The following is an 11,929-nucleotide window of genomic DNA, read 5'->3' as shown; positions in this document are numbered from 1 at the left end:
ATCCAATTTTTAGAGAAGGAAGAGAATTTACTTAGTGTACTATAAGTGAGTATTATGTAATGTATACTTCAAAAGCTCAAAGAATAGATAAAACAACATATCAAAAAAATATGAAATGATGATAAATAATATATATTTTATTAAGGTCAATAAAATTATGGTATTATTGACTACTAAAATATATAAAAATCAAGGTCAAACAATGCTTAAAAATAGTATTTTTAGAACTTAGTATAATTTATTTAAAGTTGAAATTTTTATAAAATTTAGTAGTATCAATACTTTTAAGTAACTCTAATAAAAAATTTCAGGAAAAATGTAGGTTGGCCCTAAAGGAATAATGGATATTTCAGATACGTTAGTGACATAAAAAAAGGAATAGTTGTTACTGCTCCATCTGATTATTTTATATTTTTAAAGTCTAGGTATGGTTTGAATACTTCAATATATTCAGATTTAAAGTCTTCTAATATCATTTCAAAAGTTTCATAAGCTAACTCAATATTACTATCAATTTTGAAAATGATATCCTCGTTGCTATCATCAATATTTTCTTCAAGATTTTCCTTTATATTATTGAAGCTATCAATATCTATTTTATCAAAGAAATCTATTAATGGTTTCTTCTTTGCTATAATAACCTCTTTATTTATATCTAAATTCAACATTATTCCTAGCTCATTAACACATAACCCCATATTCAAACTATAGTTAAGATAATCAAACTCTATATACTTATCAATTATATCTTTTTGCTTTTCTAAAAATTCAGTAACGTCATTTAAAAATAAAAACTTACTTTCTGATATTACATTATCAGTCATATGCTTAACTTTTTCTGTAACATCATAATCTATCTTATCGGCTGCTATTAAATCATCTATTATCTTTCTTCCTTTATCATATATCGAATATCTTCTTTCATATAGATTGATAGCTAATTGCCTTTCTGCTATTTCCTTTTGCCTTCTAACTAATTTGCACTGCCTCCACGCCAATATTCCAGTAACCACTAAACTAATAATAGAAATCGTTAATGGCCCCCAATCTAATATTATATTAGGCTCTGTATTCTCAATACTTAGTAAGTACTCTAGCAATCTTGTTATATTTTCTTCACCCATTTGTGCACCTCCTACCTTTTATCCCGATATTAGTTTAACATATTCCTGATAAAAAATTAAAATTATGATGTGTTTAAGTGTAGAAATCTAGTGATACATAGATATAAGCCTAGCATAAGGAGGTGAACATAACTACATTTATCAAGATGTAAAATAAAAGTCATACTTCGGTATGGCTTCTATTTTTGACTACCTAATGACTGCAAATTTATTGTATATTTTAGATAGTTTGGATGGGCAGTTACCATACCTACCACAGCGGTTGCCCCTATTACTATTTTTGCATAATATAATAGATTAAAATTGTTAATTTATGATATTTTATAAAAGTATTACTTATAAAAATTATAGACTATTATCTTATTTGCCATAATATAAAATCAATCTTTTTTATAGGTGTTATATTATTATACGGAAATTTTTCGTCAAATAATCTTATCCACTCCTTAGATTGATTTGTATTTAAAAAACATCTATATATTTCTACTATTTCATAGTATTGTTCTATAATTTTATCGATATTGCTTACTCCAAAATATGCTTCTAATTCTAAGTGATTACGTATAAACTTATCTATTATTGGCAGCTCAGGATTTACTGTTGCTAATAATTTACTTGCAAATGATGCATGAACTTTTTTAGAATACTTATATAGATATCTAAGAGCATCAATAAATTCTAAAGAGTTTGTTTTATCATCTTCTAAAAGTATAAAATATTTGTTTAAAAAATTTTCATTAGTATTTACACCAAGCTTGTAAAAATCTATATAAACTGTTTTAAAAGTATTATCAGTAGATACGTTTATATCATTAAAGATATTCATAATATAAATATACTTAGTAACACCTATCTTCATTTCCTTTCTATCTAAAGATCTTGATACGTCATGTAAAGTAAATTTTTCAAAACATCCTATCATAAGTGTCCTCCAAGGTTTATATTTTATATAAGAAAGGCTGCATAAAGTGGAACTGATTTAATTCCATTTTCAAAGCCAAAGTTTTTACTAGATACTCTTATGGCATATGGTGGATTATATCTTTTTATAAATTGGTTTAGACTTTTTGCACGAACATTATCAGCTGCCTTAACCTCTATTGGTATAATATTACCTTTTTTATCTTGAATTATAAAATCTACTTCTGCTTGACCACTAGATTCCCAGTAATATGGGGTGTATCCACTTGCATTTAATGTAAAGCAAACGTAATTTTCTGTTAAGGCTCCTTTATAATCATTAAAGGCTTTTGTATCTGACATAATAACCTCAGCAGGTATCCCAAAGGTTGAACAAAGTAGCCCTGTATCAGTCATATATACCTTAAAGGCATCATTGTTAGCATAAGCTATTAAAGGTAATTTACCTTCAGTGCATTTATTACATTTTAGTATAACACCTGAAGATTTTAACCACTCTAATGGAGTTTCATATTCATAGGCCCTTGCACCAGATTTAATTACTTTGTATTGGAACTTTTTATTTTCTTTTGCAAGCTGAGCTGGAATACTATTAAAAGAAGCCATTATTTTAGTAGTTTCATGTGGGGTAGCGTATTTTGCCATATCAGCTACATAAGAATCACTTATATTTTTTTGCGTTGATAATACAAAATCAAAATCTTTTTGTGATATATACTCGCTAACAACGGCAGGCATACCACCTACAACTAAATAACTTTTATATAAATCTAATGCCTTATTATGAAGAGAAAATTCACTATCATTTTGGAAAGATTCTTTAATTAATTCGATTAAATCTTCTTCACCTAATGCTATTAAATATTCTTCAAAATCTAAAGGATACATAGTTTTCATATCGACTTTTCCAACAGGGAAAGAATAATTTTGCCTGTTAACTGCAACTCCAAGTAAGCTTCCTGCTGCAATAATATGATATTCATTAGCATTTTCATTAAAGTATTTTAATGATGTTAAAGCTCTTTCACAGCTTTGAATTTCATCAAAGAAAATTAAGGTTTCTTCTTTAAATATACTTTTACCTGAGATTATTGATAGCTCCTTAATAATCCTTTCAGGATTTAAATCTCTATCAAATATTTTGCAAAGATCTGTGTTATTTTCAAAGTTAAAATAAACACAAGTTTTATAATTATTTTTACCAAAGGTTAAAACAGAATAAGTCTTTCCTACCTGTCTTGCACCTTGAAGAATTAATGGTTTTCTATTTCTACTATTTTTCCAATCTAATAACCATGTTGATATTTTTCGTTTCATTTAGTGTTACCTCCTAACACTTTATCAAACTTAATTATATATAGTATAGACATTTTTAACAACATATATTTAGAAAAATAAAAAATATATTATATTAATTTATAGTTGTATAAACATATTATTAAATAATAGATGATTTAAAAGGCATATATTGATGGAGAATAAGTTTATTCTAAGGTTAACAAAGGTATTAAAGTTTTAAACTTTATATATTTAGGTTATAATTATGTTTATAGAATAAGATGGAGGTAACTATGGCTATATATTTGAATTCAAATAAACCATTAGAAAATTATAAGAAATTATTGAATACAAAATATTTTGTAGATAAAAGTTTAATGATAGATTTATTAAATGAAAGAATCGAAACCTCTGATTGTTATGTATGTATAACAAGACCAAGAAGGTTTGGAAAGTCATCAGTAGCTGATATGTTAGGTGCATACTATGGGAAGGCTTTGGATTCAAAAGAGATATTTGATAATCTAAAGATAAGTAATTGCGATAGTTACAGTGAAAATTTAAATAAATATAATGTTATATATATAAGCTTTAATAGGTTATCTGATAGGGGAAATACCTATGCTGATTATATTGAAAGAATTAAAACTAATATAAGAACAGATATACAAGAGAAGTATCCTCATATAGATGTAAATAAGTATTTTTCCATAAGTGATATGCTAGAATCTTTAAATGATAAGTTTATTTTCATTTTAGATGAGTGGGATTATATATTTACAAATAATTTGTTTGAAGAAAATCAAAATGACTATTTAGAATTTTTAAGAGATATATTAAAAGATCAACCCTATGTGTCATTAGCTTATATGACAGGAGTGCTCCCTATAAAGAGATATTCAAGTGGGTCAGCACTTAATATGTTTGATGAATTCACCTTTTTAAAGGATAGAAAGTTTGGTGAATATTTTGGCTTTACAGAAAAAGAAGTTCTAAAGCTATGTGAAAAAAATGGAGAGTTAGACTTTGAAGAACTTGAAAGATGGTATAATGGCTATCTGACAGTTAAGGGAGTACAAATATATAATCCAAGGTCAGTTGTAAAGGCACTCCAAAATAGTCACTGTGAAAGCTATTGGACTAATACAGGAGCTATGGATGAGGTAGCAGAATATCTTAAATATAACACTTTAGATATTCGTGAAGATGTCATAGAAATGGTTTCAGGTGAAGAAATTGATATTTATATAGATGAAGAATTTAGAGCAGGACAAAAGGCTCCTAAGACTAAGGTTGAAATATATTCTGCAATGATAATACTAGGTTTTTTATCTTATCATGATGGATATTTAAAAATTCCAAATCAAGAGCTAATGAAGGAATTTGAAAAAGCTTTAAAGGATGAAGAATTCGGAGAAGTAGCTGAAATAATTGATAACTCAAGAAAGTTATTAAAAGCTACTTTAAACAAAGATGAAGAAGCAGTAGTTAAGCTAATTCATGAAATTCATAATTCGGAAATACCAATACTTCAATATAATGATGAAAATTCCTTATCATGTGTTATTACTTTAGCATATTTAGGTGCAAGAGATCTTTATGATATTGAACGCGAAGAAAAGACCGGTAAGGGTTATGCAGATTTCACCTTCCATCCGAAAAGGAAAAGTGATACAGCAATTATTGTTGAATTAAAGAAAAATGAAACTGTTGAAAAGGCTATGCAGCAAATAAAAGAGAAAGAATATGTTCAAAAGTTTAGAAAAAAATATAGCAAAGTTTTAGCTGTAGCTATTTGTTATGATTTTAAGAATAAAGAGCACAGCTGCAAGATAGAGGAAATAAATATATAAATTAGATAATAGATGTATGGAACAAAATTAATAAGGGTATGGATAGAAATCAAGAGAGATACAGGTTTTTTATCCATACCTTATCAATTTATATATTAAATTTAAACATTTTAAAAACATTTAAATTATAAATTATAAATAAATTGTTTACAAATTAATTATATAAAATTTATTAGAGTTAGGTGTTTATTATTCAAATAATATTATAAAAATTGCTATTATCAAGTTGATTTAGATTAATTGATAATAGCAATTTTTATTTAAAGATATTATTAGATATAAATAAAGATCTTTATATTAAGCTAAAATAAATATTCAAAAAATCATATCAGAGGAGAGTAATTGATAGAAGTATAAGGTGTAACCTGAAATGGCTCTTTAGTATTAATGGATAAATTAGAGAAGTTATTGTTTTTAAATATAACATTATATTAATTATGAATTTTAAAATAGAATTATTAATTTAGAAGGGTTATATACCCTAGAATCGTTTAAAACTATTATAGAGGGAGTTAACTACCTAAAAAGATATAGAACTCGTTAGAAGTTAATTTTAAAGCACTTAGAGCTATATCAGACTATATATTGGCGGTAAGTACTATTTTTAATAAAAGCTTAATCATTAAAGAGATATGTATGCTACATATATTTTAAGGTTTTATAAGGGTTTAATGGTTTTAATGGGTTTAGGGCTTCCAGAATAGGCTCTATATCTAGCTTGTAGAGATTTTAGGTGTACATATTGGAATCGAAAGATGTACACTTTGGAATGCAAAAATGTACACATTGGAATCGAAAGGTGTACATTTTGGAATTTACAATTAAAAGATTGTAATACAAAATATGGTTCTAAATTCTGAGATATCTGAAGATGTAGCTGAAATTAAACAATAAGGAGTTAACATTATGGCAAATAATGAAATACTGTTCAAACCTAACTCTCTTATAAAGGCAACATAAGAAGTTCAGAATATAAGGTATTTGATACATTATTACAGAGATGCAAATATAATAAAGACTATGGATTAAAAAAAGCTGACTTAATAAGATAATATATCTAAATATTATTAAACATAAAAATATATACTACATATACTTTAATGTATTTATAAGTATTTAATAGTATTTAAAGTATTTAGAGAACTCTAAATAGGCTATTTTAAAGGCTTTAAAGAGTCTAAATGCTACTTTTTAGGATTCTAATGCTACCTTTTAGGATTCTAATGCTACCTTTTAGGATTTTAATGCTACCTTTTAGGATTTTAATGCTACTTTTTAGGATTTTAATACTACCTTTTATAAAGAAAGTAGCAATGTAAAATTTGGATAAAAAGAGGTGATTTAAAGTGAATAATGAGATACTTTTTAAGCCAAATGGAATAATATTAGCTACTGCTAGTAATACTATTACATCATCAGAATATAAGCTTTTTGATATGTTACTACAACGATGTCAATTAAGCCAAGATTCTAATTGGAGGAAAGCAGAATTTAATAGGGAAGAGTTAAAGAAGATAATAAAAAGCAATGATAATTCTACCGTAGCTGAAATAAAGGAAACACTAGATAAATTTATGAATATAAATATAAAGTTTAAACTTGGAAAAAAGGATGTAAGTGCAACATTGATAGCTGAACATATCTATGATCATGAAAGGGATATGTTTACTTGTAGCATGAGCAAAAATGTGTTTAAAGCTTTAATGATATGTAAAGAAATAGGATATTCTCCTATAGATATAAAATTAGTTAGAAAAGCTAAATCATTTTATACTCAAAAAATATATGGAATCCTTAGAATGTGGAGTAGACATAATGAAACTATAGAAAAAGTATATACTCTTAACCAAATAAAAGAAATATGTGATATTTTTGAAGGTACTAGCTATGATAGGTATAATAATTTCAAAAATAAAGTTTTAGTTCCAGCAATTAAAGAAATAAATGAAAAGTTGAATATGAAAGTAACTTTTAATGAAATAAAGGTTATGAGAAAGGTTCAGAAGATAGAGTTTATAATTACAGATTATGAAACTAAGAAATACAATTTCAATAAAATTACAATAATTGATGCTAAAGAAATTAAAATAAAAGACGAACATATAGATTCAGTAGATTATATGAATATGATAGATTGCAAGTTAAATGAGAGTATACATAAAGCATTCCTAAAAGACTTTAGTGATTATAAAGATTACATTAAGACTTTAAAAGCTGCAGCTAATAAAACATTAGACGCTATAGGTGGTAAAACCATAAATAAGAAAAATTATAAATACTTTAAAACTACATTAGAAAACTTAATTCCCAGCAGAATATTAGATGATTAAATAGTAATTTTAAATTTACAGTGTATTGATTAGGGTTGCTACTGGTAAGGATTAAAGTCGATAAGGGTATGGATAAAAATCAATAGAGGTATAGCTCTTTAGCAATACCAAATATAAATATTTATATTATAAATTAATTATAATTTGTTTATATTATAAAATTACTTAATGTAGTTTATTTGCTGATACTGAGCTCTCATCATCTATTGGAAACCAAGAGGTTTCCTTTTTTACAACTACAAATAGAGAATTTATTACAATAATAGAAAAATATAGTATAATGATTATGAATTTATAAAGAAACTAAGTAGGAAATATGAATTTAGCATTATATTTATTTATAAATAGGATAGGGGGGGATTAGTAGTTTTATGATATATGAAGTTAGAAAATTAATGGAGAATATGGTTGACGAATGGGCTATTTGTGGTGGAGATGCAATTGATTTAGTTGTAGGAAAAAACACAAGATTACATAAAGATATTGATATTGCAGTATTTTGGAACGATAGGGAACAACTTATTGATAATTTTCTTAATAATGGTTGGAGGATATTTGAACCTGATAATGGATTATTAAGAGAAATATTAAGCAGTCAAGATGACTTATGTACAGAAGATAATTTATGGTGTATTAAGGTTAATTCAAATAGCTACGAAATTAAGAATGTTTATGACAACTTTTATAAAATAACAACAGAGCGTAAGCATCAAGATATTATGGATTTTATTGAACTTCTTTTCAATAAAAAAGAAGAAGATCTATTCATATATAAAAGAAATCCCAATATTAATCTTTCTAACGCTATTCATTATACAAAAGAAAAGATACCATATCTTGCACCAGAAATGGTTTTATTATATAAATCTATTTATGTAAAATTTACTGAAAGTGTAGAAAATAATGATATCGAAATGGTAGCTAATTATAGGCATGACTTTGATGTTGCTATTAAATATTTAAGTGAAAATCAACGTAATTGGTTAAGGAATGCATTAAATATTTCCTTTCCTAATGGACACGAGTGGTTAGATAAATTATAGGGGGATTATTAATTTGAAAAAATATATATTATTTGATTTAGATGGTACAGTAACAGATCCAATGGTTGGTATAACAAAATCAGTTAAATATGCTTTAAATAAGTTTAATATTAATACAAAAACTTTAGAAGAACTATGCAAATTTATTGGACCTCCACTAAAAGAGTCATTTATGGAGTATTACAATTTTAGTGATGAAGAAGCTGAAAAAGCAATTATATATTATAGGGAGTATTTTTCTATTAAGGGCATCTATGAAAATTATGTATATGATAATTTTGAAAATATACTTTCATCATTGAAACAAGAGGGTAAAACTTTGATTATAGCTACAACTAAAACAACAATTTTTGCTGAGCAAATTATAGAACATTTTAATCTTAGTAAATATTTTGATTTTATTTGTGGAAGCAATTTAGATGGTACAAGAACCAAAAAAGCTGATATTATTCAATATATATTAGATAAATATAATATTGATAATCATTCAGATGTTGTTATGATTGGTGATAGAAAGCATGATATTATAGGAGCAAAAGAGGTTGGAATAGATTCTATTGGTGTTCTGTATGGATATGGCAGTTACGAAGAGCTATATAATAGTGGCGCTGACTATATTGTAAAAGATATTGATGAATTAAGTAAGCTAATTATAGATTTATAAATTAGTTATTATAATAATATCAACAAATTCCAAGTTATAGGTGAGTTTAGGTTGGTTATAGTAATATTATTTTTGGATTTAAATAAGAGGAAATAGAAATTTGTATAATTAAAAGGAGAAGTTATTGATGATAAAAGCAGTAATTTTTGATATGTATGAAACACTAATAACTCTTCATCAGAGTCCACTATATTTTGGTACGCAAATGGCTATTGATGCTGGAATTTCAGAAGAAGAATTTCAGTCATTGTGGAAACCAAGAGAGTATGATAGAACTGTGGGAAAAATGACTTTGGAAGAAATATTAGAATTTATACTTAAAGAAAAGCAATGTTATTCTGAGGAGCTGTTTAGCAAAATAGTGGAGAAAAGGAAAACATCAAAAAAAGAATGTTTTAAATATATTCATCCAGAAATTCTTCCAATGCTAAATGAATTAAAGAAAAAAGACATTTGTATAGGATTGATAAGTAATTGTTTTTCAGAAGAAGTTGAAGCGATAAAAAATAGTGAACTGTTTCAATATTTTGATGCGACATATCTTTCTTTTGAGCAAGGTTTGCAAAAGCCTGAAAAAGAAATATTTATTAGATGTATGGATAATTTATCAGTGTCTGCTGATGAATGCATATATGTTGGAGATGGTGGTAGTTTAGAATTGGAAACTGCTTCTAAAATAGGAATGAAAGCTGTACAGGCAGTGTGGTATCTGAAAGAAGGAGCAAATCAACCTGCGAGAAGGAAGAAAGATTTTATACAAGCTGAAACACCCTTTGAAATATTAAAATATATTGGAGTACGTTAATTCCAATATGTTAGTGAGATTAGATAAGATAGAGGAATTTTATTTGTCACATAAACTAAAAGAAAAATAGGAATTTATGGAGGAGTTCTATGCGTTATAAAATGAATTTATGGTCAGATTCATTCGAAGCAGTTAAATCTGGATTAAAGACAATAGAAATGAGATTATATGATGAAAAAAGAGCATTAATAAAAATTGATGATATTATTGAATTTGTAAATGTAGATACTAGCGAAATTTTAAAATGTACTGTTCAAAATATTTATTTATACAAAACATTTAATGAATTATACATGAATCACGATAAAATAGCTATTGGTTACACTAAAGATGAAATTACAAATTCTAAAGATATGCTATTATATTATTCTCAAGACAAAATAGATAAATATGGAGTTATGGGAATTGAAATTAAAGTTATAAAAGACTAATAAATTCCAAGGTATCGTTGACTTTAGGCTAAATATATTGCTTCTATATTTAGGATTAAATCTACTAGAAAGCTGGAATTTAGTTAGTAGATATATGTGGCTTATAAATTTAATTATACAAAATACGGAGGATAAGATGAAAAGTAAGTATATAGTTATAGGAATTATTCTCTTATTGTTTGCTAGTGTAGGTATATTGATAAATAAAAATGTACAGAAAGAAAATGAGCTATTATGGTATAGGAATCAAATAAATGAAAGATTTATTTCAAGCTTAAGTCTTGCATCTGCAAATTTTGCTGCTGATTATGAAGGGAATTTAGATGATAAAACATTTAGCTATAATTATAAAGATGCTATAGCAAATATCTCAAATGCTTCACAATTAGTTGCTTTTAGTGATTACAATAATACAAACAAAGTTCTTAATAATACACTACATACTCTATATAAGCTCATGGAGCAGGATGAAAATATACAAGAAGTAAAAAGTAATTTTAATTTATTATATGAAAATTTATTAAAATTATCTCGTAATCCAAATGATATAGAGTCTACAGAGAAGTTAAATGATTTTATAACAAGTTTTAATTAGATAGAAATTTACTAATAATATTAATTTTATATGAGTTAGTTGAAATGTAACTAACAGTTAAATTGGAGTAAGGGTATGGATTAAAATCCATACCCTTATTATTTATATATTAAATAAAAATATTTTATAAATAATATAATTATAAAAAGTTTATATTTTATATTTTTTGTAAAATTGTTTAATATAGCTTGTTTACTGATATGGAACTTTCATTATCTATTGGAACATATATCTGAACTCTTCCAAAAATTTGAGTTTCTATTATATAAACATCATTTTGCAATTTTTCTAGTACCTTATATGATAATCCACCATATAGCTTAGGATTTAAAGCTCCACGTTGATTTCCAATGACAGGCGATACATTTATAGGGTACACATTCCAGGAGCTTCTAATTGGGTGTAGGTTAATATAAAGTGTATTTGAAGTTGTATTTATATTGTTAGCGGTATAGTTAAAGTAATCTAGTAATCCTTTATAAATGCACTTAGCTTCTTCTAATGGATTATATAAAAGTGAATCTTCTTTATTATCTACAAACCAGCCTTCATAAAGAATAGTTGGCAGTTTAGCTTTTAAGATATAAAAATCTTCAGTTTTGAGACCTCTATTTTTATATCCTATAGAAACAACCTGATTTAAAACTAATGCAGCAAGTTTTTTTGATGCTTCATTATTATAGTAAGCTTCAGCTCCTCGTCCTCCACCTGCATTATGATGAATGTCTAGTAATAAATCACATCCGCTAGAATTAGCTTTATTAACTCTTTGTTCTAATGAATGTTTAACTGATAAACAAGATTCAGGAGTTACATTTATAGCTTTAAATCTAGAGTCTTCATTTAAAAGTTTAATTAGCTCAAAAGATACTTCTTTATTGACTT

The 11,929-nt window shown here is 26.1% G+C and carries 11 protein-coding genes; 7 read left to right on the top strand and 4 right to left on the bottom strand.

Annotated elements, in window-relative coordinates; translation table 11 throughout:
* Window positions 1–401 precede the first annotated feature (401 nt).
* From ACRDBA_RS09245 to ACRDBA_RS09235, 3 genes are all read right to left on the bottom strand, one after another.
* Complete coding sequence (locus tag ACRDBA_RS09245; protein ID WP_438572636.1) at window positions 402–1,124, bottom strand: hypothetical protein; 723 nt, start codon at window positions 1,122–1,124, stop codon at window positions 402–404.
* Window positions 1,125–1,479: 355 nt separating this feature from the next.
* A complete protein-coding gene (locus ACRDBA_RS09240; protein ID WP_438572635.1) occupies window positions 1,480–2,046 on the bottom strand; it encodes a hypothetical protein in 567 nt (188 codons plus the stop codon).
* 23 nt (window positions 2,047–2,069) lie between these two features.
* Window positions 2,070–3,362: an ATP-binding protein gene (locus tag ACRDBA_RS09235; RefSeq protein WP_438572634.1), complete on the bottom strand. Its 1,293-nt coding sequence runs from the start codon at window positions 3,360–3,362 to the stop codon at window positions 2,070–2,072.
* A gap of 254 nt (window positions 3,363–3,616) precedes the next feature.
* Between ACRDBA_RS09235 and ACRDBA_RS09230 the strand changes: the two genes are divergently transcribed.
* From ACRDBA_RS09230 to ACRDBA_RS09200, 7 genes are all read left to right on the top strand, one after another.
* Window positions 3,617–5,176: an AAA family ATPase gene (locus ACRDBA_RS09230; protein WP_438572633.1), complete on the top strand. Its 1,560-nt coding sequence runs from the start codon at window positions 3,617–3,619 to the stop codon at window positions 5,174–5,176.
* 1,346 nt (window positions 5,177–6,522) lie between these two features.
* On the top strand, window positions 6,523–7,506 hold the full coding sequence (locus ACRDBA_RS09225; protein ID WP_438572632.1) for a RepB family plasmid replication initiator protein: 984 nt from the start codon (window positions 6,523–6,525) through the stop codon (window positions 7,504–7,506).
* A gap of 371 nt (window positions 7,507–7,877) precedes the next feature.
* Window positions 7,878–8,549: a nucleotidyltransferase domain-containing protein gene (locus ACRDBA_RS09220; RefSeq protein ID WP_438572631.1), complete on the top strand. Its 672-nt coding sequence runs from the start codon at window positions 7,878–7,880 to the stop codon at window positions 8,547–8,549.
* A gap of 13 nt (window positions 8,550–8,562) precedes the next feature.
* Complete coding sequence (locus tag ACRDBA_RS09215; RefSeq protein ID WP_438572630.1) at window positions 8,563–9,213, top strand: HAD family hydrolase; 651 nt, start codon at window positions 8,563–8,565, stop codon at window positions 9,211–9,213.
* A 127-nt stretch (window positions 9,214–9,340) separates the two neighbouring features.
* A complete protein-coding gene (locus ACRDBA_RS09210; RefSeq protein WP_438572629.1) occupies window positions 9,341–10,018 on the top strand; it encodes an HAD family hydrolase in 678 nt (225 codons plus the stop codon).
* 89 nt (window positions 10,019–10,107) lie between these two features.
* On the top strand, window positions 10,108–10,449 hold the full coding sequence (locus ACRDBA_RS09205; protein WP_438572628.1) for an ASCH domain-containing protein: 342 nt from the start codon (window positions 10,108–10,110) through the stop codon (window positions 10,447–10,449).
* A gap of 136 nt (window positions 10,450–10,585) precedes the next feature.
* Window positions 10,586–11,044: a hypothetical protein gene (locus ACRDBA_RS09200; RefSeq protein ID WP_438572627.1), complete on the top strand. Its 459-nt coding sequence runs from the start codon at window positions 10,586–10,588 to the stop codon at window positions 11,042–11,044.
* Between the two features lie 178 nt (window positions 11,045–11,222).
* On the opposite strand, the gene ACRDBA_RS09195 is transcribed toward ACRDBA_RS09200, so the two are convergent.
* The coding region (locus ACRDBA_RS09195; RefSeq protein ID WP_438572626.1) for an N-acetylmuramoyl-L-alanine amidase at window positions 11,223–11,929 on the bottom strand (707 nt) is incomplete at its 5' end.

It is taken from the genome of Clostridium sp., assembly GCF_051654825.1.
GTDB lineage: Bacteria > Bacillota > Clostridia > Clostridiales > Clostridiaceae > Clostridium.
Note: the sequence above shows the minus strand (reverse complement) of the source record. Positions and strands in the feature narration are given on the sequence as shown.